Origin of the sequence: Kangiella sp., assembly GCF_048265365.1 — a bacterium.
Taxonomy (GTDB): Bacteria; Pseudomonadota; Gammaproteobacteria; order Enterobacterales; family Kangiellaceae; genus Kangiella.
This window is the reverse complement of record NZ_JBLXBT010000001.1, coordinates 599,368-622,040: the sequence shown is the minus strand read 5'-3', so window position 1 is coordinate 622,040 and position 22,673 is coordinate 599,368. Positions and strand designations below refer to the sequence as shown.

At 45.6% G+C, this 22,673-nt stretch carries 21 protein-coding genes; 10 read left to right on the top strand and 11 right to left on the bottom strand.

What is annotated here, in order from left to right; genetic code table 11:
• Positions 1-74: 74 nt before the first annotated feature.
• Positions 75-1,010 carry a LysR family transcriptional regulator gene (locus ACN0VI_RS02975; protein WP_417445730.1) on the bottom strand — a complete coding sequence of 312 codons (936 nt, stop codon included), beginning with the start codon at positions 1,008-1,010 and terminating at the stop codon, positions 75-77.
• 97 nt (positions 1,011-1,107) lie between these two features.
• Here ACN0VI_RS02975 and ACN0VI_RS02970 point away from each other — a divergent pair, with 97 nt between their 5' ends.
• Genes ACN0VI_RS02970 through ACN0VI_RS02955 form a run of 4 tightly spaced genes read left to right on the top strand, consistent with a single transcriptional unit; the run spans position 1,108 to position 3,912 of the window.
• Positions 1,108-1,308 carry a hypothetical protein gene (locus tag ACN0VI_RS02970; RefSeq protein WP_417445729.1) on the top strand — a complete coding sequence of 67 codons (201 nt, stop codon included), beginning with the start codon at positions 1,108-1,110 and terminating at the stop codon, positions 1,306-1,308.
• Positions 1,298-2,236: a sodium-dependent bicarbonate transport family permease gene (locus ACN0VI_RS02965; RefSeq protein WP_417445728.1), complete on the top strand. Its 939-nt coding sequence runs from the start codon at positions 1,298-1,300 to the stop codon at positions 2,234-2,236. Before ACN0VI_RS02970 ends, ACN0VI_RS02965 begins: the two co-directional genes overlap by 11 nt.
• A 9-nt stretch (positions 2,237-2,245) precedes the next feature.
• Positions 2,246-2,743 carry a 5-(carboxyamino)imidazole ribonucleotide mutase gene (gene purE, locus ACN0VI_RS02960; protein ID WP_417445727.1) on the top strand — a complete coding sequence of 166 codons (498 nt, stop codon included), beginning with the start codon at positions 2,246-2,248 and terminating at the stop codon, positions 2,741-2,743.
• The gene (locus ACN0VI_RS02955; protein ID WP_417445726.1) at positions 2,740-3,912 is read left to right on the top strand and encodes a 5-(carboxyamino)imidazole ribonucleotide synthase; all 1,173 of its coding nucleotides are present in this window, start codon (positions 2,740-2,742) and stop codon (positions 3,910-3,912) included. Before purE ends, ACN0VI_RS02955 begins: the two co-directional genes overlap by 4 nt.
• 70 nt (positions 3,913-3,982) lie before the next feature.
• Here the strand turns inward: ACN0VI_RS02955 and ACN0VI_RS02950 are convergent, their stop codons facing one another.
• The 7 genes from ACN0VI_RS02950 to hrcA all read right to left on the bottom strand — a co-directional run bounded on the left by ACN0VI_RS02950 (position 3,983) and on the right by hrcA (position 12,893).
• Complete coding sequence (locus tag ACN0VI_RS02950) at positions 3,983-5,806, bottom strand: hypothetical protein (protein ID WP_417445725.1); 1,824 nt, start codon at positions 5,804-5,806, stop codon at positions 3,983-3,985.
• Positions 5,807-5,991: 185 nt separating this feature from the next.
• A complete protein-coding gene (gene dnaJ / locus ACN0VI_RS02945; RefSeq protein WP_417445724.1) occupies positions 5,992-7,122 on the bottom strand; it encodes a molecular chaperone DnaJ in 1,131 nt (376 codons plus the stop codon).
• A gap of 352 nt (positions 7,123-7,474) precedes the next feature.
• Complete coding sequence (gene dnaK / locus ACN0VI_RS02940; protein ID WP_331891170.1) at positions 7,475-9,406, bottom strand: molecular chaperone DnaK; 1,932 nt, start codon at positions 9,404-9,406, stop codon at positions 7,475-7,477.
• Between the two features lie 267 nt (positions 9,407-9,673).
• Positions 9,674-10,390 (bottom strand): YebC/PmpR family DNA-binding transcriptional regulator, encoded by a 717-nt coding sequence (locus ACN0VI_RS02935; RefSeq protein ID WP_331891168.1) that lies wholly within the window; start codon positions 10,388-10,390, stop codon positions 9,674-9,676.
• 88 nt (positions 10,391-10,478) lie between these two features.
• Positions 10,479-11,126, bottom strand: coding sequence for a HutD family protein (locus ACN0VI_RS02930; protein WP_417445723.1), 648 nt, complete (start codon positions 11,124-11,126; stop codon positions 10,479-10,481).
• A gap of 56 nt (positions 11,127-11,182) precedes the next feature.
• On the bottom strand, positions 11,183-11,806 hold the full coding sequence (gene grpE, locus ACN0VI_RS02925; RefSeq protein WP_331891164.1) for a nucleotide exchange factor GrpE: 624 nt from the start codon (positions 11,804-11,806) through the stop codon (positions 11,183-11,185).
• Between the two features lie 58 nt (positions 11,807-11,864).
• Positions 11,865-12,893, bottom strand: coding sequence for a heat-inducible transcriptional repressor HrcA (hrcA, locus tag ACN0VI_RS02920; protein ID WP_331891163.1), 1,029 nt, complete (start codon positions 12,891-12,893; stop codon positions 11,865-11,867).
• A gap of 139 nt (positions 12,894-13,032) precedes the next feature.
• Between hrcA and nadK the strand changes: the two genes are divergently transcribed.
• Together nadK and recN are read left to right on the top strand one after the other, a co-directional pair.
• Positions 13,033-13,908 carry an NAD(+) kinase gene (nadK, locus tag ACN0VI_RS02915; RefSeq protein ID WP_331891161.1) on the top strand — a complete coding sequence of 292 codons (876 nt, stop codon included), beginning with the start codon at positions 13,033-13,035 and terminating at the stop codon, positions 13,906-13,908.
• A gap of 31 nt (positions 13,909-13,939) precedes the next feature.
• Positions 13,940-15,598: a DNA repair protein RecN gene (gene recN / locus ACN0VI_RS02910; protein WP_417445722.1), complete on the top strand. Its 1,659-nt coding sequence runs from the start codon at positions 13,940-13,942 to the stop codon at positions 15,596-15,598.
• Between the two features lie 43 nt (positions 15,599-15,641).
• Here the strand turns inward: recN and ACN0VI_RS02905 are convergent, their stop codons facing one another.
• A complete protein-coding gene (locus tag ACN0VI_RS02905) occupies positions 15,642-16,409 on the bottom strand; it encodes a hypothetical protein (RefSeq protein WP_417445721.1) in 768 nt (255 codons plus the stop codon).
• Between the two features lie 216 nt (positions 16,410-16,625).
• Here ACN0VI_RS02905 and ACN0VI_RS02900 point away from each other — a divergent pair, with 216 nt between their 5' ends.
• From ACN0VI_RS02900 to folA, 4 genes are read left to right on the top strand one after another with little or no spacing between them, the layout of a single operon-like run.
• Positions 16,626-17,429, top strand: a complete 804-nt coding sequence (locus ACN0VI_RS02900) for a sulfite exporter TauE/SafE family protein (protein ID WP_417445720.1) — start codon at positions 16,626-16,628, stop codon at positions 17,427-17,429.
• 24 nt (positions 17,430-17,453) lie between these two features.
• Positions 17,454-18,248 carry a prolipoprotein diacylglyceryl transferase gene (gene lgt, locus ACN0VI_RS02895; RefSeq protein WP_417445719.1) on the top strand — a complete coding sequence of 265 codons (795 nt, stop codon included), beginning with the start codon at positions 17,454-17,456 and terminating at the stop codon, positions 18,246-18,248.
• A 50-nt stretch (positions 18,249-18,298) separates the two neighbouring features.
• Positions 18,299-19,093: a thymidylate synthase gene (thyA, locus tag ACN0VI_RS02890; RefSeq protein ID WP_331891153.1), complete on the top strand. Its 795-nt coding sequence runs from the start codon at positions 18,299-18,301 to the stop codon at positions 19,091-19,093.
• 9 nt (positions 19,094-19,102) lie between these two features.
• Positions 19,103-19,630, top strand: coding sequence for a type 3 dihydrofolate reductase (gene folA / locus ACN0VI_RS02885; protein ID WP_417445718.1), 528 nt, complete (start codon positions 19,103-19,105; stop codon positions 19,628-19,630).
• Positions 19,631-19,834: 204 nt separating this feature from the next.
• On the opposite strand, the gene ACN0VI_RS02880 is transcribed toward folA, so the two are convergent.
• Both ACN0VI_RS02880 and ACN0VI_RS02875 read right to left on the bottom strand, forming a co-directional pair.
• Positions 19,835-20,404: a class GN sortase gene (locus ACN0VI_RS02880; protein ID WP_417445717.1), complete on the bottom strand. Its 570-nt coding sequence runs from the start codon at positions 20,402-20,404 to the stop codon at positions 19,835-19,837.
• 10 nt (positions 20,405-20,414) lie between these two features.
• Positions 20,415-22,484 (bottom strand): marine proteobacterial sortase target protein, encoded by a 2,070-nt coding sequence (locus ACN0VI_RS02875; protein ID WP_417445716.1) that lies wholly within the window; start codon positions 22,482-22,484, stop codon positions 20,415-20,417.
• Positions 22,485-22,673: the final 189 nt, after the last annotated feature.

The following is a 22,673-nucleotide window of genomic DNA, read 5'->3' as shown; positions in this document are numbered from 1 at the left end:
ACTCCCCAGTTTTTATCAGCAATATGCGCTATTAAATAGAGGGGGCTTTCGCCTGTCAAATGCTGGCTCCAACTTTAGTGACTATGTTTCAAGACCTTTCGCGACTGCTTTTCCAGCTGCTTATAACCTTCGGTAGTGACCCATTCAAGAAAGCGTTGCGCTATTGGTGATAACTGCTTGTTTTCCAAATAACCCATATACCATTGTGATCGTATCGGCAAACCAGTGACCGGAAGCACGGACAAACCAGCATCTTCGCCATAAACCAAAGTGTATGCTGACAAAATCGACACGCCGAGATCAGACATTACCGAATGCCTGATTGCCTCATTACTTTCGATGATCATTCGAGTATTGAGTTGTAGTTGTTTCTTTTCGAGAAAACGCTCAATAGCATAACGGGTACCCGAACCCTGCTCGCGCAATAGAAACGGCAACTTAAAAAATTGCTGCAGGCTGATGCGCTTTTTCTGAGCAAGCGGATGTTGACTGTGAGCAATTGCCACTAACGGGTTATCCAGGAACTTGGTCGTCACCAGCTTGATCTCTTTGGGCGGATAGGTGAACACATAAAAGTCATCAAGATTATCCTTCATGCGATCAACCACTTGCTGACGATTGCCGACGCTGAAATTCACTTCCACATTAGGATAGAGCTTACAAAACTCGCCTAATAAATGCGGAATAAAATACTTGGCCGTGCTGACCACTGCAATACGCAACTTCCCTGAATTGAGCCCCTTTAAAGCATTCAAGCGCATTTCAAGTTGGTCAAAGCAATCCACCACATTCTTTGCTGTTTTTAAAACCTCCAACCCCGCATCTGTAAATTGCAAACTCTTACCATGTTGCTGATACAAGGGCATGCCAATCTTGTCAGCCAGGTTTTTCAACTGCATCGAAACCGTCGGTTGCGTAAGGTACAGAGCCTCCGAGGCAGCAGTGACCGAGCCGTGCTCTCTTAAAGCCAACAATATCTGTAACTGACGCAATGTTCCAATTGAAGCCATATAGATGTTTCTCTATGTAAAGGCAAGATAAAATCAATTATACACTAACTTCTAAATTCTTATAATAGCGCCCAAATCAACTAACCCAATTGACACAATGTCGCTAAATCGTACTCAATCTTTTGAATTATTCACTTCATTAATGATTCTGCTAATCGGCAGTTGTTTAGCCTATTTCGGATACAGTAGCTGGATGCTTGCCATCACAGGCGCAGCCCTGTTTGTGTTAAGCATTAGCCGAGTATTGCGTCGCAGCAACCGCCGTAATAATACTGGTGAGGCCCAGCATGCAAATTGATATCGTTGTTGTATTCTTTTTGTTGGGTTTTATAGCGACCTTCCTCAAGTCGGATATTGATTTCCCGGAAGGTCTTTATAAAGGGCTGGTTCTATTCCTTTTATTGGCCATCGGCCTCAAAGGTGGGGCGGCTTTAGAGCAGTATTTCTCAGCGAGCCTGATCATTCAGGTCATTGCGGTACTGGCTTTTGGTTTTATTCTTCCCCTGATTGCTTACCCGCTACTGAGATACTTCGGCATGCTGGATCGCATTAATGCAGCCAATATTGCCGCCCATTACGGTTCGGTCAGTGTTGCCACTTATGCGGTGGCGGTCGCTTTTCTGGAAAGCAAAGACATTGAATACGAAGCCTACTTTCCGCTGTTTGTCGCCATTCTTGAAGCGCCTGCAATTGCAGTTGGCATTTTGTTAGCAAAGCGCCGCAAGAGCTCGGTCAATGTCAAAGGCCTGCTCCATGAATCGCTGTTAAATCAAGGAGTATTGCTACTGTTCGGTGGCGTTCTCATTGGCTGGTTAGCAGGCCCACAACAAATGGCCTCAATTGCTCCGCTTTTTAAAGATTTATTCCATGGCGCCTTAGCCTTGTTCCTGCTGGCCATGGGCCAGATTGCTGCTCGACAGAGTAAACATCTCATCGAGTACGGCACCTTTATCGCTACCTTTGGCATCTTAATGCCATTAATCGGCGGTCTGCTCGGTGGCTTATTAGCCTGGTCATTCGGTCTAAGCGAAGGCGGCGCATTGTTGTTAACGACTCTAGGCGCGAGTTGTTCTTATATTGCTGTACCTGCAGCCATGTCGGTTGCGCTACCACAAGCCAACCAGGGAATTGCCATTACAGCCTCGTTAGGCGTGACCTTCCCGTTCAATGTTCTGGTCGGCATTCCTTTGTACTACAGCCTTATTCACAAATTACTTTTCAGCTAGGAGATTACTATGAGCTCTTCTCAAATCAGCCCTAAAGTCAGCATCATCATGGGCTCGCAGTCCGATTGGAACAGCATGCAACACGCTACCACGGTGCTTGACGAGCTTGGTGTTCCATACGAGACCAAGATTGTTTCTGCTCATCGCACCCCAAACCGACTTTATCAATTTTGCGATGAAGCGGCTGAGCGTGGCATTGAAGTCATCATTGCCGGCGCTGGTGGTTCCGCTCATTTGGCCGGAATGGCAGCCGCCATGACCTGGCTACCGGTTATTGCAGTGCCCATGTCAAGCAAGCAGTTAAAGGGTATGGACAGTTTATTATCAATGGTACAAATGCCGAAGGGCGTTGCCGTTGCCTGCCAGGCAATTGGCGATGCTGGCGCTTTTAATGCCGGGCTACTGGCCAGCCAAATTTTATCTTTGCACGATGCAACTCTAAGAACGGCTCTACAAGAGTGGAGAGCTAACCAAACGGCTTCAGTTGCCGAGGAGGTATCACAGTGAGTTCAGCAAATGTAATCGACCTACTTAATTCAAACAGCTATAAAGTCGCCATTGTCGGCTCTGGTCAGCTGGCACGCATGATGGCGCTGGCCGGCATTTCTATGGGCTACAATTTCGCCTTTTTGTGTACTGAGCAGGATGACACCTCGGCAGTTCAAGGGTTAGGACACCTGGTTCAAACCGATTATACCAAACTAACTGCCAATGAAATCTATCTTCTACTAGGCAAGCCAAATGTCATCACAGTTGAAAAAGAAGACCTGGATGTCGAGCTGCTACGCGCTTTAAATGAGCTATGTCGGGTATATCCTAACCCTGATGCGGTGGAAATATCTCAGAACCGTCGCTCTGAAAAGAAGTTCATCGAGTCATTAGGATTTGCGGTAGCCCCCTGGGCGGCAACTGATCACGTTGAATCTTTAATGAATGCGGGCATTAAGCTTGGCTGGCCCTTAATCATCAAACGCTGCTCGACAGGTTACGATGGTAAAGGCCAATGGCGCGTTCACAATCTGCAGGAAGCATGTGAAGTTCTTGAAAAGGCAGCCCCTAAAGAGACTTTTATCGCTGAGCAGATGATTGATTTTGATAAAGAAGTGTCTATCGTTTCTGCGCGCGACCAGCATGGCAATATCATGCACTACAGCTTGACTGAAAATGTTCATAAAGACGGCATCCTGCATTTTAGTTTTGCGCCAGCCAAAGACGTCAGCGATGAAGTCATTGAACAGGCCCAAAAAATAGCCAGCGCTGCACTTAAGGAGCTGGATTATGTTGGTGTGCTGACTATTGAGTTTTTCCTCAAAGATGGGCAGTTACTCATCAATGAGTTTGCACCACGCGTCCATAACAGTGGACACTGGACACAGATTGGCTGTAATTCATCGCAGTTCCACAAGCATATCCGCGCCATCAGTGGTCAGGCGATAGCCCAGGCACCTAATAAAGGCTATTCAGCCATGGTCAACCTATTAGGCAAAGCGCCAATTGATAAGCATCTGCTTGATGATGAGCTGCAAATTCATTGGTATAACAAGTCAGTAAAGCCTGGTCGAAAAGTAGGTCATATTAATATCAATGATATGGATGCAGCCAAAGTGGAAGCCAAGCTTCACCAGACACTGCTTGATATTAACAACCCTCAGTCATCATTAAGCCAGACAGCTTAGTGGTTTCGGAGAGAGTATAAGACACAAAAAAGCCCGCTGAGAAGCGGGCTTTTTTGTGTGCTGTTTTCAACTAAGGATTAATGTTACCGCTATAGGTAGAGTAACCCACAAAACTCACCAACTGATTAGTCATTTCTTTAATATCATCGATGACTCCATCGCCATTCTGATCATATTCTCGCTTAATAAGCGCACTATTACTGTCATAGGCATAGTCAGTCACTATATTGTAATTCCCGTTATTACCAGAGTCGAATAAAGACCGTGTTAGATTGCCATTAGCGTCGTATTGATAATAAGTCACGTAGTCCAATACCCGATCACCATCATTGTCATTCCCTTCGGACACCTTATTGTTATTATCATCATAGACAGCTAAATAATAATAATTAAATAAACCATCGCCGTTCCAATCGATTCGCTGCTCAATCCAGTTACCATTATCGTCGTAATCATCTTCCCAAATTAAATCATAAACGCCATCATTATTATTGTCTTCATAGCGAGTTAGTACTTGATGGTATTCGTTGTAACTCTTGGTCGTTAACCTGTCGATTAGCCCGTCTCCATTAAAATCAAATTCTAAGAGGATGGGAAAACCGTCTGAATTGTTTTCATACATTACGGTATAGTCATCAATTCCATCGGCATCATAATCTTCCGACCCTCTTATTAGATAGCCGTTCTCATCATATACCCACTCCCTGATCAGATTATTGACTCCATCATTTTCGTAATCTGCCGCAAAGAATATCTGATTGTTATTTGCATCATACCGGGCCTCATCACTATAGGTTACAGTACCGGTCGTATCGTCAAAGTCGTAATAGGAGGTCGCATAACCATCGGCGTTATACTCTATATGATAGCTTTCTTCATCGGTTCCATCCCCATCACTATCCATGCCCCAGCGTGTTACTCGGCCCAAACTGTTGTACTGATAATTTTCACCGTAGTCAGTCACACCATCACCATTACTGTCTATCTCAAGCTTGAGTAACTGACCATGGATGTTATAAGTATTAACCTTACTATAACCACTGACTAGCTCCTGGTAAGACAGAAGATCACCATAATTGTTGAACTGATATTCCTCCGTTTCACCACTAGGGTGAGTGATCTGGCTTACCATCAGGCGACTGTCATAGCTTATGGCTTGGTTACTTTCTAATATGCCATCACCGTTGGAATCATGTTTGAATGTTGTAGCAGAATAGATTTGAGGTGTGATTCCCAAATAAGCATAAAGATTATCTAACACCTGATTAAGGCTAATGATTCGAGCATTTTCAGTAGCATTATTGTTATAAGCTCGGAAAGATTGCACCCCAAAATCAGTGTTGTAAAAATAGAAGCCTCTAACTGCTTGAGCTGGATCCAATGCTTTTGCAAAAGCGCTATGCACACCGGGTTTGATAAGGATTCCATTACTGGCATCTTTGTCAGAATCGGCGGTATAGAGTATGGTCATCGTGTTGACGAACCTTACATCGGGATCCGATTTTACCCGACCATCATACAACGTATTCAGTTTCTCAAGATATTTTCGAGTTGCTGTGGTTGTTTCAGGTAAAGCCGCTCCAGGCATTAAATCAAAGGGGTCCAAACTTGCAGCAACATCCACGGCATCACCTAGCTGTGTTGCTCCAATATAAAAACGGATAGTTTCTCCTTCGAAATAACTGAATTCTCCGGCTGCTGTAGTAACTCCAGATTGCGTTTCAGTGGCATAAGCAAGGCCTTGAACAGTCCCCCCCATAAAAACACCGGTTTTCGTCTGTGGCTCAGGTGTTTTTTCTTCCGAACCACTACTACCACCGCCACTGCACCCACTCAGCCAACCGGCCATTAGCCCAATCACTAGTAATCGCAATTTATTATTGTTACTAAACATAAGCACCCCTTTTAAACCTATCTTTGAACCCTAAAATATCCACTCAAGCCTTATCGGCTTGTTTCCTGTTACTAGGCACTACAACATACAAATATGCAGGGAATATGCAGGGAAACTCAAATCATTAAAAGGCAAAAAAAAAGCCCGCTTTCTGCAGGCTTTTTTACGATTAAAATTGTCATTGATTAACTTGTCATACTTTCCCAAAACTTTTTAACACCGTCGAACCAACCTTTTTCTTTCGGACTATTTTTGCCGCTGGCCAGTGTCTCACCAAATTGCTTCAGCAATTCTTTTTGCTCTTTGCCTAAACTAACTGGGGTTTCGAGCACCACACGACACATCAAGTCACCGGTGTATCCCGCTCGCATGGCTTTAACGCCTTTACCTTTTAAGCGGAACATTTTCCCGGTTTGCGTTTCTGCTGGAATTTTAAGAGAAACACGTCCTTCTAAAGTTGGCACTTCGATTTCACCCCCTAGCGCAGCAGTCACAAAATTGACCGGCACTTCGCAGTAAAGATTAGCGCCATCGCGTACAAAAATCGGATGTTCTTTGACATGCACCTGTACGTACAAATCACCCGTAACTGCACCTGGACCACCTGCTTCGCCTTCGCCAGACAGACGAATACGATCGCCAGTATCAATACCAGCTGGAATCTTAACTTGCAGGGTTTTAGTTTTCTGAACTCGTCCCTGACCATGGCAATCAGGGCAAGGATCTTTAATGATCTGACCGGTGCCACGGCAATCAGGACAGGTTTGTTGCACTGAAAAGAAGCCCTGAGTCATGCGCACAGCGCCTTGACCATGACAGGTGCTACAGGTAGCTGTGCCTGTGCCCGCTTTAGCACCAGAGCCATCGCAAGTTTCACAGTTAACCATGGTCGGAATACGAATGGTTTTAGTCACACCAGATACGGCTTCTTCCAATGTGATCTCCATGTTGTACTGTAAATCAGAGCCACGTGCCTGACGTCGACCACCGCCGCCACGACGACCGCCGCCAAAGATATCACCAAACACATCGCCAAAAATGTCACCAAAGTCAGCACCATGGAAACCCCCATGACCACCACCCATGTTCGGATCTACGCCGGCATGACCATACTGATCATATGCTTGGCGCTTTTGTGGATCATTTAGAACCTCATAGGCTTCTTTGGCTTCCTTAAAACGTGCTTCCGCATCCTTGTCATCAGGGTTACGATCCGGATGGTTTTTCATAGCCAAACGGCGATAAGCCTTTTTTAACTCGGCTTTATCCGCAGACTTTGATACACCCAATACTTCGTAATAATCTCTTTTTGACATACTTAACTACTTTGGTTGTTGATCTCTTTTGGTTTTTGAGCTCTGGCTGACTTGCAGCTCACTACAGCAAACGCAGGACGGTATCCCAATGGATCCTATCCTGCGTTATCGTTGTTCCATTTTCGACTTAAAGCTTAATGCTAGCTCTAAATTAGCGAGATATTTGGTTCGAGAGTAAAGTAATTAATTTTTTACATAACTTTCGAACTAACATCTAGCACTCTCTAACTAAGAACTTTTAGGTTCTGACGCGGCGCAATGTTGGGTGAGACGCGGAATGCACAAATAGTGCCTGAGCATCGAAACCAACATTGCAACAAAGTCAGAAGCAAAAAGGGCTAGTTAGAGCTTATTACTTTTTATCTTCGTCTTTAACTTCCGTAAACTCTGCATCCACCACATCATCAGCAGCGCCTTGACCTTGCGCTTGCTCACCACCAGCCTGCTGGCCGGCTTCTGCTTGCGCTTGAGCGTTAGCATACATACGCTCTGCTAACTTGGCTGATGCTTGGCTTAAAGCTTCGGTTTTGGCTTTGATATCTTCGATCTCATTGCCTTTAATCGCTTCTTCTAGCTCGTTGGCTGCTTTCTCAATGGCTTCTTTTTCGCCTTCTTCGAAAGTGATGTTTTCATCTTTTAGCGATTTACGAGTTGCGTGCACCAAACCATCAGCCTGGTTACGCGCTTCGACAAGCTCCTGGAATTTCTTATCGTCTTCAGCATGCGCCTCAGCATCTTTAATCATTTGATCGACTTCTTCCTCGCTCAAACCTGAAGAGGCTTTAATCTGAATCGATTGCTCTTTACCAGTCGCTTTATCTTTCGCTGATACGTGCATAATACCGTTTGCATCAATATCGAAAGTGACTTCAATTTGTGGCATACCGCGTGGCGCAGGTGGAATGTCCGCCAAGTCGAAACGACCTAGTGACTTATTCTCAGAAGCCATTTTACGCTCACCCTGTAACACGTGAACGGTTACTGCGGTTTGGTTATCGTCGGCTGTTGAGAAAGTTTGCGATGCCTTAGTTGGGATCGTGGTGTTTTTCTCAATCAGCGGAGTCATAACGCCACCCATGGTTTCGATACCAAGCGACAATGGTGTTACGTCCAGTAGCAATACGTCTTTAACATCACCAGACAATACAGCACCCTGAATCGCGGCACCGACTGCAACGGCTTCGTCTGGGTTAACGTCTTTACGTGGTTCTTTGCCGAAGAAACCGGCTACGGCTTCTTGTACTTTCGGCATACGGGTTTGTCCACCCACTAGAATCACATCATTAATTTCTGAAGTTGATAAACCTGCATCTTTCAATGCCTGCTTAACTGGTTCCATGCTGCGCTCAATCAAGTCTTCAACTAGCGCTTCTAATTTAGCGCGAGTCAATTTCAAGTTTAAGTGCTTAGGACCTGTTGCATCAGCTGTGATGTATGGCAGGTTGATTTCAGTTTGCGTGCTTGAAGACAATTCAATCTTAGCTTTCTCGCCCGCTTCTTTTAAACGTTGCATGGCTAGCGCATCGCCTTTCAGGTCGATGCCTGAGTCTTTCTTGAACTCTGCTGCCAAATATTCGATAACGCGCATATCGAAATCTTCACCACCCAGGAATGTATCACCGTTAGTCGACAATACTTCGAAAGTGTGTTCGCCATCGACTTCAGCGATTTCGATGATAGAGATATCGAATGTACCACCACCTAAATCGTAAACTGCGATAGTGCGATCGCCACGCTCTTTGTCCATACCATAGGCAAGAGCTGCCGCGGTTGGCTCATTGATAATACGCTTAACATCAAGACCCGCGATACGGCCAGCGTCTTTTGTCGCCTGACGTTGTGAGTCATTGAAATACGCAGGAACGGTAATAACCGCTTCCTTAACTTCTTCACCCAGGAAGTCTTCCGCTGTTTTCTTCATTTTCTTAAGAACTTCAGCAGAAATCTGTGGTGGAGCCATTTTTTTACCGTTAGCTTCAACCCAGGCATCGCCGTTATCAGCTTCGATAATGTTGTATGGCACCATGCCTCTGTCTTTTTGAACGACGTCGTCTTTAAACTTACGACCGATCAAACGCTTGATAGCGTACAGAGTATTTTGCGGGTTAGTAACCGCTTGACGCTTTGCTGACTGACCGACCAGAGTCTCGCCGTCAGTAAAGGCAATAATGGATGGGGTTGTACGCGCACCTTCTGCATTCTCGATAACGCGTGGTTTGTCGCCGTCCATAACGGCTACACATGAATTTGTTGTACCTAAGTCAATACCAATGATTTTGGCCATCTTACTACTCCAAAAATAACGTTAAAACTTGCTTGAAACATATATGGGGGGCGGGTTTTAGAGATCAACCCCTTCAACTTACTTTTTTTGGGGTTAATTTTAAAAGGACTGAATTACTAGACTGGATTCAAGACAAGTTCGATCATCTTCTCATGTCGTTTTATCAAGTGTATTGAGGGATGCTATCTCTACTAGAGCTACTGCTTATTATTTGTTAAAGATAATAAAAAATGGCTTTCAGGAAAGCCATTTTTTATATGCCATGTATCAGTACTCGGCGTTATGATATATATTCTGAACGTCGTCCTGGTCATTAGCCATGTCTAAAAATTTCTCAAACATTTCAAGGTCTTCGCCGGAAATTGGCGTCATGACTTTAGGTACAAACTGAATTTCGTCTACTTCAAATTCGATATCACCAAAATGTTCTTGCAGAGCCTGTTTGGCTTTGAAGTAATCGGTTTGTGGAGCAAATACGGTGATTTTGCCATCTTCATGTTCAATGTCAGTGACGTCCACGTCGGCCATCATCAAGGCTTCCAAAGCGCCTTCTTCATCATCACTTTTGAAGACAAAAATAGCACTGTGGTCAAACATGTGCATAACGCTGCCTTCGGTGCCAATTTTGGATTTGGTTTTAACGAAGCACTGACGAACTTCACCAAAGGTGCGATTTGGGTTGTCGGTCAGGCAGTCCACAATCACCATCACATTACCAGGGCCATAACCTTCGTAGCGGGCAACGGCAAAATCTTCGCCAGCTCCACCTTGTGCTTTATCCAGAGCTTTCTGAATAACATGAGCTGGCACCTGATCGCGTTTGGCACGATCCATTAAGCTACGTAATGCTAGATTACTTTCCGGCTCAGCTCCGCCCTGTTTGGCGCAGACGTAGATTTCACGGCTGTATTTACTGTAAACCCGGGCATTTTGATCCGAGGTTTTGGCCATTGATTCTTTACGATTTTGGAACGCGCGACCCATTATTGATACCTTTTACTTCAAAATATTACTGTTAATGTCTTTAATCGTAGCGGCTTTTGCAAAGACACCTCGCTTGAAGCACAGAAGTTTACTCCTCTGCAGGGTTGGTGCAAACTTTTTTCAATGCAACCACAATAGCTTGTTTGCCATCAACATCAATGGATGGCTTGGTTGAAAGCGATACCTTTGGTTCTATTATTAACAAATGCCCCGATTGAAGGCTGATTTTTTCTTGAGTAATTTCTTGCTCCAGACCACTCACTTGGCAATCGCCGTTAACCGCATAGACAAAATTAACATCCGCTAGCGGGAAGTCTTCTATCAGCCCATTATCCTTTAATACCTGTGTCTTAACCTCAAAAGCACCCTGTTTCACCATCAGGTTAAAATCAGTAATAGGGCCATCTATTAATGCAGCGTCAGTTAACAAGCCGCCATCAAAAGTGGCTAAATCCAAGGGTTCTAACAAACAGTGAGAGCTTATGTTTTCTTTATTATCAAACTCTGAGCCGAACTGATGTCTTAGCTTTAGACCATTTCCAGTAAGCAAAAATAAATAGCGTTGTATGCCGGTAAAGTTTGAAAAAATGCCATCTTCAGCCACACCAGCAATGCTCAGTCGCCAGTCAAAATCGTTTACATCTCCACCTTCGCTGATTGCCAGTTCAGTGGTCATGCCTTTGCCATTTTTCCAGGGGATCTGCTTGAACCGTTGAGGAGGTATTATGGTAAACAATTAACAATCCTTAGTGATTTTTTTCAAAAGCTAAAGCTGACCAGAAAGTTAATTAACTACTGTGCTACCACCACACGCGCTGGACGAATCAAACGTCCATTTAACGTATAACCTTTCTGGAACACATCGATAACTGTATTCGATTCATGTTCTGGGCTTGGCACCATGGTCATGGCTTCGTGCAATTGCGGGTCGAACACTTCTTCTAGCGGATTCAATTGCTCAACACCGAATTTTTCAAGCGTCGATAGCGTCATTTTCAAGGTCAGTTCCATACCGTCCTGAATCGCTTTACTTTCTTCGCTTTCCGCTTTCAGCAACAAACCCTGCTCGATACTGTCGACTACTGCCAATAGTTCTACAGCGAACTTCTCAATCGCATATTTACGCGCATTGATCACCTCATTCTCAGCACGACGACGAGTATTATCCGCCTCTGCTTTAGTACGAAGTGCTAAGTCTTTATTCTCCGCTGCTTCTTGTCTAGCGGCTTCCAGCTCAGCTTCTAGCTCAGCAAATTTACGGTCTTCTTCAGTCATATCTTCAAATACCTGGCCAGCATCCACCTCGGATTGCTCTGCGTCATTCTGTTCGGTTTCTGCAGCTTCTTGTTCAACCGCATTTTTTATTTCTTCAATCTTGTCTTCAACCGATTGATTTTTGTTGTCTTTTTCAGACATTAGCACTCTCTCCGCTTCTGCATTCAGTAAAATTTTAAACTGGCCGATATATTAGGGTTTAGCTATCCTTTTTCAAGGCTGAGCTGATTAATTTGGCGGTAATATCGACCATCGGAATCACTTTGTCGTAAGCCATGCGCGTCGGCCCGACTACGGCCAAAACACCCACTGCTTTACCGTCGATGGAATAAGGCGCGCCCACCACACTGCATTGCGAGAACACATCATAGCCCGACTCTTCACCAATAAAGAGTTGCACGCCCTCGGCACTCAAACATTTATCCAACAAGGTCAGCATTTGCGTTTTCTCAGCAAAGGCATCAAACAATGACTTCAAATCCGAGATATCGCCGGTATAGTTCAGCAACTGTGACTTGCCAGTAACCTGCACTTCATCATCATTGTCGTCCTTGGAAAAGCCTTTTTCGGCTACCTCCATCATTGACGACATCATGACATCCATCTGTGCGCGATCACTTTTAAGCTCATGCAACAATTCCTGACGAACGGTATTCAGTTCTTTACCAGCAAAGTTGTGATTCACATAATTGGAAGCCTGCTGCAATTCATCGCGCGACACTTCGGAGTCCAGCTGAATGACGCGATTCTGCACTTCTCCGTCATCAAGAATCAGAATCACCAGGATCTTATTCTGCGATAACGGTAAAAACTCAACGTGTTTAACACGCGTCACATCTCGACTGGGTACGCGAATTAGCCCCGTCATATTGGTCATGTTGGACAGCATACGGCTAACACTGGCCAGCATTTCACCGGTTTCTGAGGCACGGCCCAGTTGCTGCTGCAACTGTTTCAGATAGGCTTCTTCGACATTAGAAACCGTTAGCAACTGGTCCACGAACACTCGCACGCCCTGCGCGGTAGGAATCCGTCCCGCTGAGGTATGCGGAGCCGTTAACAGTCCCATGGCTTCCAGATCCTGCATCACATTACGCACCGTGGCTGGACTGACCGCCAACTGCGTTTGCTCCAGTAACTTTTTCGAACCCACAGGTTGGCCACTGGCGATATAGGATTCCACCAGAGCCTTCATCAATGTTTGTGCGCGTTGGTCAAATTTAGTCATAGGTTCATCTTAGCAATTTGGCGTCCATCAAGCCCGCGGTTCGATAAAACCACAAATTATGGCAGACGACTTGCCTATTTGCTCCATATATTCTTAAATGTGGCTCAATATGACAATTACAAGTAGTTAACCACTAATCATGCCGTCAAACCTTAATTTTGCAACCATTGGCATCATGGGCAAGCCAAAACATCACGAAGTTGGCGAAACCATTGTTACCCTCTTTGGCCACCTGCAACAGCAGGACTATCGCGTATTGGTCGAAGAAGCGGTTGCAAAGGAGCTTGCCATCCCTGGTGATGTACAGTGTGATTGGCAAACTTTGGGCGAAAGCTGCGATCTGATTATCGTGGTCGGTGGTGACGGCAGTATGCTGTATGCCGCACGCCTGATGGCAACCTACAACAAGCCGCTGCTCGGAGTAAATCGTGGTTATTTTGGATTCTTAACCGACATTCAGCCACAACAGGTTACCGAAAAAGTCAGCGAAGTATTAACCGGCAACTATAGCGAGGAACATCGCTTTTTGCTGGAAGCCAATATTGATGGCGATGACCGCTCCAGTGATGCGCTCAATGACATTGTGCTCTATCCCGGTGAGATTTCGCGCATGATTGAGTTTGAGGTCTACATCAATGACTCTTTCGTTTACAGCGCTCGAGGCGATGGCTTGATCATTTCCACACCGACAGGTTCAACCGCTTATTCACTGTCCGCTGGCGGACCGATTCTTTCTCCATCCATTAACGCCATTACGTTAGTACCAATGTTCCCACATACTTTATCCAGCCGCCCCATCGTGATTGATGCGGACAGCAAAGTGGATATTGTGTTCAGCAACAGCAATCCAAATGAAGCACGCTTAAGCTGCGATGGTCAGGTGCGCTTCCCGGTGCAACCCGGTGAGAAAATTTGCGTGCGTAAACGTAAAGAAGACTTGTGGTTATTGCACCCAAAAGATTATGATTACTTCCGCTTGTTAAGAACCAAATTAGGCTGGGGCTCGAAGCTCTAAGCTGGACTCTAAACTAGGCCACCAAGAACTTATGCTAACCAGTATTCATATCAAAGATTTCGCCATTATCGATCAACTGGATCTCGACCTGAAATCCGGCATGACTGTGATCACTGGTGAAACCGGTGCCGGTAAGTCGATTATGGTCGATGCATTGTCTTATGCATTGGGTGAGCGCGCCGACAGTAACGTGGTGCGCAACGGTGCCAAACGAGCTGAAATCAGCGCCTATTTTGATATCCAGCAATTACCGCATGTTAAAGACTGGTTAGACGAACAAATGCTAGATGATGACGACCACTGTATTTTGCGTCGCGTCATCAATCATGATGGCCGCTCCAAAGCGTTTGTTAATGGCCAACCGGTCAATCTGGCACAGGTTTCCGAACTCGGTGACTTCCTGGTTGATATCCATGGTCAGCACGAACATCAATCCCTGTTCAAACCTCAGGTACATTTGCAATTACTCGACCGCTACGCGGGACTGACCGAGCAAAGTGCAGAGCTGGCCAAAGTGGCCAGCAAGATCAGTTCCATTTCTTCCAAGCTCAAAGCCTTTCAAAGCGCTTTAAAAGATAAAAATGATCGCAAAGATTTGATCAGCTTTCAGCTACAAGAGCTGGAGCAGGCTCCGATTGATAAAGCCAACGACATTGAGCTGGAACATAAGCGTGCTGCCAACGCCAGTCGCCTGCTAGAAAAAGGTCAACAGAGTCTCGCTGCCCTGAGTGAAGATGAAGATACAATATCCTCTAACCTTGGACGCATTGTCCATAACATCAATGACATGCTGGCAGTGGATGAAGGCTTAAAAAACACCCACGACTTATTGCAGTCAGCGCTGGTTGAAATCGACGAAGCCAGTCATGAGCTGCGCGATTATCTAGAAAGCCTTGATATCGACCCGCAGGCCTATCAAGAACTCGATCAGCAGATTTCACTTTTACACGATCTTGCGCGCAAGCATCAGGTCAGCATGGAAGACCTGCCACAAACCTTACAAGAGTTGCAGCAAGAGCTGGAAAATCTGGAAGGCGATGAGCAAACCTTTGACGATCTTGAAAAAGAACTCTCCAAGCTCGAAAAGCAGTACCTTGAATTGGCCAAAACAATCAGCACCAAGCGCCACCAGGCAGCCAAGAAGCTAAATCAAGAAGTCATTAAATTAATGCAGCAACTTGGTTTAGGTAATGGTGTTTTTGAAGTGTCCTTTAATGAGCAAGATGCCAATTCACATAAAAGTACCGGTTTGGAAACAGCAGAGTTTATGGTCAGCACTAATCCAGGACAAAAAACGATGCCGCTGCGTAAAGTAGCATCCGGCGGTGAACTATCCCGTATCAGCCTGGCACTGCAGGTCATCAACGCACAAACTACCCAATTACCCACCCTGATATTCGACGAAGTGGATGTCGGCATTGGTGGTGGGACCGCCGAAATCGTCGGTAAGCTATTAGCAGAGCTTGGCAAGCAAGCCCAAATTCTGTGCGTGACCCATCAGGCACAGGTCGCCGCTCAAGGCCACCACCACCTGCAAGTCAGCAAATCACAAGACAAGAAAGCTACCCAAACGCAGCTGCTTGAGATCACCCAAACTCAGCGTATTGAAGAAATTGCCCGCATGATAGGCGGCGTCGAAATCACCGAAACTATTCGCCAGCACGCCAAGGAATTATTGAAGTCGGCATAAAAAAAAGAGCGGCAAAACCACTCTTTTTTATCTCTGTCTCAGTTCATTTTTTCGCTGGAATAGAAAGCTCTGGACGGTGACGATAGATATTGTATTTAGTCTTACTATAGCTTTGACTAAACCGATCAAATATCTTATCTACTTTGTCTTCTGAACCTAAATGTTTTTCCGCAAGATCACCAAAGCTAGGCTCCGGTGGCTGCATATCAGCAAAGTTCTTGAACGGGAAGGCCAGTTGTAACCTGCTAGGACCAGTCACACTATAATTCCAGCCCCAATTACGATCCCATTTAATTGCTTTAGCCAAGTCGCTAATCTCCTTAACTGAATCGCTAACATCCGAGTCTGGTTTCAAATAATATGTACGGACACCAACAAACTGATAACTCACATCATCATTCCAGTGACTATTTTCCATATCTACCCAACTGTAGTGGTGCTCATAACGCTCAACATGCTTACCGGCACCGTTTTCCCAGTCAGACATTATTTTTGAGTTATCTGCCCATTTGGAATATGCATCCTGGTCAGCCCATTTAAAGCAGCAATACCGGATAATATATCGATTAAAGTGAGACCCGGTGTGAGGAGTATAGACCTGCCAGCTTCGAGTATCGCCTGCCTTTTGACGAGCTTTAATGTGTGACTTAAAAGCTGCTTCAAAGTCTTTTTCCGAGCCCTGTTTAACATCCATTGCCCACATACTAACCAACGCCGGCGGTTTTTCCTCCGCTGCAAACAGTGTCAATGGATTGAGTAAAAAGGCAAACAACGCGAGAATCGCGGTTTTTATTAGAGAATGCTTGTACATGGTAAAACTCCTTCTTGGTTGTTAGTCAATCCCCTGTCAATCACAAGCATTAGGCGCCAAATTTAGCACCAAGTTTCAAAATCTTACCCGACGCTGTACAAAAATCAACCAATTTCAATTTATTTTACAACAATTTAGCCATTCACTACTCTTTGCCTATCCCTGCACCATTCGTCATAATGCCCTGCAACGAAAAACATCTTCCTATTGGTGTGCATGGCACTTGAACCTTACTTTTTAATCTTACTGCTGGGGCTCGGCTTACTGAACGGCGTTCTCGCCGGTTTGTTCGGTATTGGCGGGGGCCTGGTGATTGTTCCGGCGATGGTCTGGCTGTTGCCGCAAATTGGCGTACCGGACCAGCACATCATGCACATGGCATTGGCCACGTCGATGGCAACCATCTGCTTTATCGCTGTTTCATCCGCCCTGGCGCACTATCGCCGTGGTTCTGTTTCAGTTCGATTATTAAAGTTACTCGTGCCGGGAATTATGGTAGGCGCTTTATTGGGTGCCTATTTAGCCAAGCTGATGAATACTGAGTGGCTGGCCTGGATATTTGGCTTTTTCTCGATCTTGATGGGCTTGCGCATGATGATCGATAAATTGCCGGTGGCTAAAGGCGAGCGTCTGCACTGGCAACAGGCAGCACCCAGCGCGGTGGTAATGGGCGCCTTGTCCTCATTAGTTGGGATTGGTGGCGGTAGTCTGGTGGTGCCTTATCTGTTGTTTCATAAAGAAAAGCTGGTGTTATCGATTGGCACAGCCGCTGCCTGTGGTTTGCCGTTGGCAGTGATGGCCGCCGTGGGCTATATATTACTGGGCTGGAATGTGGTCGGGTTGCCAGATTATCATTTGGGATATGTTTATCTGCCTGCTATGATTGCGATTGCCGTCGGCTCAATCATCACCGCGCCTTTTGGTGCCTATCTTGCGCACCGTTTGCCAACCAAGGTGATAAAACGCTTTTTCGCCATCTTGCTGATCGTAGTCGGCGTTAAAATTATTACAAAATACTGATAAAACAATATGTTAGAGAGATAAATGAACTTACCAAACATTGACCCAATTATTTTTGAAATAGGCCCAATTGCCCTGCGTTGGTATGGGCTTATGTATTTGCTGGGGTTTATTGCCGCCTGGATGCTCGGCAACTATCGCGCCACTCGCCCTAATTCGGGCTGGACTAAAGATCAGGTCGCCGACTTCCTGTTTTATGCCTTCATCGGCGTCATCATTGGTGGCCGCGTTGGTTATGTAGTGTTCTATGGTTTCGAATGGTGGAAGCAGGACTTCTGGTATCTGTTCAAGATCTGGGAAGGCGGCATGGCGTTCCACGGCGGTATGCTCGGGGTTGCCGGTGGTGCCTGGTATTTTGCTCGGAAAAGCAAAAAATCTTTCTTCGAAGTTACCGATTTTGTTATTCCTCTGGTGCCGCTTGGCTTAATGTTTGGCCGTATCGGCAATTTTATCAATGGCGAGCTATGGGGACGTGAAGCAAGCGCTGACTTCTTCCTGGCCATGCGCTTCCCGGGTGACCAACTTGGCTTATTGCGCCATCCATCTCAATTGTACGAAGCACTATTTGAAGGCTTAATCTTATTTATCGTGCTTTGGCTCTATTCAGCCAAGCCTCGCCCCCGTATGGCGGTGTCGGGTTTGTTCCTGTTAGGGTATGGCACAGCACGCTTCTGTATCGAATTTTTCCGCGAGCCAGATGCTCACCTGGGCGAAATCATTTCCTGGCTCACCATGGGGCAGGTGCTCAGCGCACCAATGATTGTAGCGGGTGTCATTTTATTGGTAATGGCCTACAGCAAAAAGGCAAAACAGGCTTAATTGATTTTGCATTCAATTGACAAGACGACAGGGTAGAAACGGTAGTCACTATGAAACAATATCTCGATATGATGCGCCATGTTTTAGACAATGGTGAAGACAAAGGCGATAGAACTGGAACTGGAACGCGTAGCGTATTTGGCTACCAGATGCGTTTTAATTTACAGGATGGTTTCCCATTAGTTACCACTAAAAAATTACACCTTCGCTCGATTATTTATGAATTGCTATGGTTCTTAAATGGCGATACCAACATTAAATACCTAAAAGATAATGGTGTCTCGATCTGGGATGATTGGGCCGATGATAATGGTGACCTTGGTCCTGTGTATGGTGAGCAATGGCGCTCCTGGAAAAAACCGGACGGCACCACCATTGATCAAATTAGCAACGTGCTAAATCAAATTAAAACCAATCCAGACAGTCGGCGCTTGATGGTTGTGGCCTATAATCCAGGTGTTGCTGATGAAATGGCTTTACCACCTTGCCACTCACTGTTCCAGTTCTATGTCGCCAACGGCAAACTATCCTGCCAGCTGTATCAACGCAGCGCAGACATTTTCCTGGGCGTGCCCTTTAATATTGCGTCCTATGCTCTATTAACTCATATGATGGCACAGCAGACGGGATTGGATGTTGGCGAATTTATCTGGACCGGCGGAGACACTCACTTGTACAGCAATCATTTTGAGCAAGCCAAAGAACAGCTATCGCGCGACACATTGCCGCTACCCAAACTGAATATCAAACGTAAGCCAGATTCTTTATTTGATTATCAATTCGAAGATTTTGAAATTGTCGGTTACGAAAGTCATCCACACATCAAAGCACCGGTAGCCGTTTAGGATTCTGATATGAGCAAGCCGACCTTCAGCAGACCGAGCATAAGTTTAATCGTCGCCATGGCCAATGATCGAGTCATCGGTAAAGACAATGAAATGCCGTGGCATCTGCCCGCTGATTTGAAACATTTTAAAGCAGTCACCTTAGGCAAGCCGGTGATCATGGGTCGTAAAACGCATGAATCGATTGGTATGGTGTTACCTGGCCGCAAAAATATCATCATCAGTCGCAACCCTGATTACCGTTCAGCATTTCATAACGAACAGTGTCAAGTCGTCACCAGCCTTGAACAAGCCTTTAACGCAGCAGGCGAAGCCGAAGAGGTCATGATTATCGGCGGTGCCAATATTTACAGCCAAATGATCGACCATGCCGACACACTCTATTTAACCTTTATTGATTTAGATGCCGACGGCGACGCCCGCTTCCCCGACTGGACGCATTTAGAATGGCAAGAAGTGTCTCGCGAAAAGCATCAGCCCGATGACAAAAACCCCTATCATTATCAGTTTGTCGAGTTGAAAAGGGTTAGCGGTTAGTTTTTAGATATATACGGCATAAAAAAAGAGGTGCGTCACGACGCACCCTACGTTTAAAATTACCGTAACAACAAAATAACAATCCCCACCAACATCAAGACTAATAAAATCCCCTGGATTAACCGTTTCATACATGACTCCCGTCTTTGAGTATAATCATATAACGGTGAGCAAATAGATTTATTCCATTTCAGAAGAATTTCATCAAACCTTCTCCGCATGAACCAGGTAACGTAATGGTCCTCCCACTTCTAGGGTGTTGAATGGATAACAGGTCACCAGGGTGAGCTGGTTGAAGCCTCTATCCTGAATCTGATCAGTTTCTATATTGTGTACCTCTATCCCGGTCACTTTGAACTGATGAACCACACCATATTTGTCCTGTATGGAAATCTCGTCACCAGCTTTGAGGTATTGCAGGAACTCGAAGTGTGTATCTCGGTGTCCCCCCAGAATGGTATGGCCAGCCTGTTCGGGTAGGCTACTTGATAGAAGGTGGCCGGGGCCAAATGCTAGGTTGCGACCTGAGGCTCCGGATAAGACTAACTGCTCAATGTTTTGACTCGGAACCTGCAACTTGGCTATGGGGAAGGTATCTGCCCAATCCCAGGGTTTGTGTTCTTGTCCGTCGGTTAAGGTTTGCTGCCAGGCGTCTTCTAGCAAGTATTGAGCGAGGATAGCTTTGGCTTTGATGTAGCCGGCCTGACCAAAAGCGGTAAGGCTTATGGCCAGCAGGGCGCAGAGAACACCGTATTGTCGTAAGAACTTCTTCATGATGACTCTCTTAAGCATCGTTACGGTTACGGCGGCTTAGAGTGAACTGATAAACCATAGCCAACAGCAAAGACAGTAAACCAATAAGCATGGCAAAGTTAGCCGCTGTGCCGCCTTGCGGGTACCCATGTTGAGAGTCATTAGGCGCTTTCCATCCGGCAGGAGTGCGATTGGCTAGTTGTAACTTTTTTAATTCTTCCATCACGCGCGCTGGTGTTTTATCAACGGCAACCAGGCTGGTGTAGTCGGACACCAGGTGATAGTCCAGTGCGGTTTGCAGAATCTGTTGGCGAGATTGATCATGGCTCATCGCAAAGTCACTTTTAATCGAATCAATTTTCATGCGCGCCCAAAGTCGTGCAATACCTTTGTCCTTTCCGTTGGTAACAGGTGGCAACTTGAATGACCAGTCATACGAATCAGCCTGTCCTTTCACCTGTAAGGAATCCTGCATACCTTTAGGTGTTCGATAGGACACGAACAAAGGTTCACCAAGGTATAGATCACGCAGGTGACCGGGATACAGTTCTAACTGGCTGGCAGATGCCTTTTCTTGTGATAAGTGTTCCAGAGAAAGGTTTTCCAAGGCTGGGTAACGTAGTTTTTTGAACAGCTGCTCTAACTTGGTCTGTACTTCTGTAGCCTTACCGATATAGGTAAAAGTGCCACGACCATAGTTGGCGGCTTTACTCATAAAATAGCTGTTTGGAGCTGCCCCAATACCGATGGTGAATAAACGATTATTGCCCAGCTGATTTTCGATCATCTGGAAGATCTGACGCTCGTTGCCAATACTGCCATCAGTCAAAAATACGACCTGACGTAACAAAGTACTGTTAGGTTTATCGAGCGCCAGATTAATGGCTTTAGCAATCTCAGTGCCGCCATCGGCTTCGAGAGTGGCGACAAAATATTTTGCCATCTCTAGGTTAGATTGGGTGGCAGGAACTGCTTCATCAAATAGTTTTCTCGCTTCATGATCAAAGTCTAAGATATTGAATGTATCGTTAGTGCCAAGTTGCGTTAGTGCGTAATACAACCCTTGCTTCGCTTGCTGCATCGATTCACCAGACATGGAACCGGAAGAATCGATAACGAAAATCATCTCACGAGGCTGTGTTTTTTGTTGCACAAAATCGTGAGTTGGCGGCAACATCATCAAAACATGATAATTGTGATCGTCATGACTTTCGCTAAACAGAGCTACTCTAGGCTCCTGACCTAATTGTGGTTGCCAATTAAGTACAAAATCACGTTCGGCCTGTGCTGGGTTTTCCAACAAAATAGTATATTGGTCGCCAGTCTGTTGAGTAATGATCTGATGATAGGGGCTTTCTAATAGTGATAGAGCAAAGCCCGGATTCAGATGAACGGATATGTTGGCGGGTCTATCTGGTTGCCCACCAGTATTGAACATAGTTGTAGCTGGCGACAGCTCGGCACTGTCATGTGCAGGAGTTTCTAGATAGACGGTTTCAAAGTCATCCGAAGAGTAGTAGTCATAACCACTATCGGATTTAGTTGTGATTTCAGCCGGTTCATATCGTGGCGTGATACCTAAAGGCATACGCACAGAAAAGTGAGTACCGTCATTATGAACCAGCTGCTGAAACTCGATATGGATGGTGATGCTTTCACCCGGTGCAATATTGGCCAACTTGGTCGTAAATAAGTTATCCCGAACCTGCTCTACCAGACTGGCACGCTTGCCTTCTGCTTTGGCTTTTTGGTAGGTACGTTGCGCCTGCTGCTTTTCCTGAACCTCACCTTCGATAACGCGCTGGCCGATATGCATTTTCAAAGTGTCAACCGCTGCATTTTCCGGCAATGGGAATTGATAAACACCTTCAAGCCATTGTGCCGATTCGTTGGAAAAAGTTTGCTTAACTGACACACGAGAAACGACGCTGTTGATGTGCATCTCGATATCAGTGGAGAGTGGTAATTGCTTAAACGATAAATCACTTTCTAGTGAACGATAGTTAATGCTAGAAGGAAATGTCTCTCCCACCGCATGACTAGCTGTATTAGTCGCTAAAAAAAATGCTCCCCAAAATAAAAAGAATAGTACCCGCTTCATGGTTGCTCCTGACTCATTAGTTGTTATGAGCTATTAGAACAAGAGACTATGACGGGAATGATTTGGTAAAATGGGGAGTCATTACTAAATGTGGCAAAAATGTGGCGTCTTACAAGAGAGGACTAAACTAACAACAATCAAAAAAAGGCCTGCCGAAGCAGGCCGAACAGTCTCTTTGGAGAGAGTTTA

What these genes read in the sequence shown, in the direction of transcription:
- ACN0VI_RS02975 (WP_417445730.1), bottom strand. Translation starts at nt 1,010, where the DNA reads ATGGCTTCAATTGGAACATTGCGTCAGTTACAGATATTGTTGGCTTTA.
- ACN0VI_RS02970 (WP_417445729.1), top strand. Translation starts at nt 1,108, where the DNA reads ATGTCGCTAAATCGTACTCAATCTTTTGAATTATTCACTTCATTAATG.
- ACN0VI_RS02965 (WP_417445728.1), top strand. Translation starts at nt 1,298, where the DNA reads ATGCAAATTGATATCGTTGTTGTATTCTTTTTGTTGGGTTTTATAGCG.
- purE (WP_417445727.1), top strand. Translation starts at nt 2,246, where the DNA reads ATGAGCTCTTCTCAAATCAGCCCTAAAGTCAGCATCATCATGGGCTCG.
- ACN0VI_RS02950 (WP_417445725.1), bottom strand. Translation starts at nt 5,806, where the DNA reads ATGTTTAGTAACAATAATAAATTGCGATTACTAGTGATTGGGCTAATG.
- dnaJ (WP_417445724.1), bottom strand. Translation starts at nt 7,122, where the DNA reads ATGTCAAAAAGAGATTATTACGAAGTATTGGGTGTATCAAAGTCTGCG.
- dnaK (WP_331891170.1), bottom strand. Translation starts at nt 9,406, where the DNA reads ATGGCCAAAATCATTGGTATTGACTTAGGTACAACAAATTCATGTGTA.
- ACN0VI_RS02935 (WP_331891168.1), bottom strand. Translation starts at nt 10,390, where the DNA reads ATGGGTCGCGCGTTCCAAAATCGTAAAGAATCAATGGCCAAAACCTCG.
- grpE (WP_331891164.1), bottom strand. Translation starts at nt 11,806, where the DNA reads ATGTCTGAAAAAGACAACAAAAATCAATCGGTTGAAGACAAGATTGAA.
- hrcA (WP_331891163.1), bottom strand. Translation starts at nt 12,893, where the DNA reads ATGACTAAATTTGACCAACGCGCACAAACATTGATGAAGGCTCTGGTG.
- nadK (WP_331891161.1), top strand. Translation starts at nt 13,033, where the DNA reads ATGCCGTCAAACCTTAATTTTGCAACCATTGGCATCATGGGCAAGCCA.
- recN (WP_417445722.1), top strand. Translation starts at nt 13,940, where the DNA reads ATGCTAACCAGTATTCATATCAAAGATTTCGCCATTATCGATCAACTG.
- ACN0VI_RS02905 (WP_417445721.1), bottom strand. Translation starts at nt 16,409, where the DNA reads ATGTACAAGCATTCTCTAATAAAAACCGCGATTCTCGCGTTGTTTGCC.
- ACN0VI_RS02900 (WP_417445720.1), top strand. Translation starts at nt 16,626, where the DNA reads ATGGCACTTGAACCTTACTTTTTAATCTTACTGCTGGGGCTCGGCTTA.
- lgt (WP_417445719.1), top strand. Translation starts at nt 17,454, where the DNA reads ATGAACTTACCAAACATTGACCCAATTATTTTTGAAATAGGCCCAATT.
- thyA (WP_331891153.1), top strand. Translation starts at nt 18,299, where the DNA reads ATGAAACAATATCTCGATATGATGCGCCATGTTTTAGACAATGGTGAA.
- folA (WP_417445718.1), top strand. Translation starts at nt 19,103, where the DNA reads ATGAGCAAGCCGACCTTCAGCAGACCGAGCATAAGTTTAATCGTCGCC.
- ACN0VI_RS02880 (WP_417445717.1), bottom strand. Translation starts at nt 20,404, where the DNA reads ATGAAGAAGTTCTTACGACAATACGGTGTTCTCTGCGCCCTGCTGGCC.
- ACN0VI_RS02875 (WP_417445716.1), bottom strand. Translation starts at nt 22,484, where the DNA reads ATGAAGCGGGTACTATTCTTTTTATTTTGGGGAGCATTTTTTTTAGCG.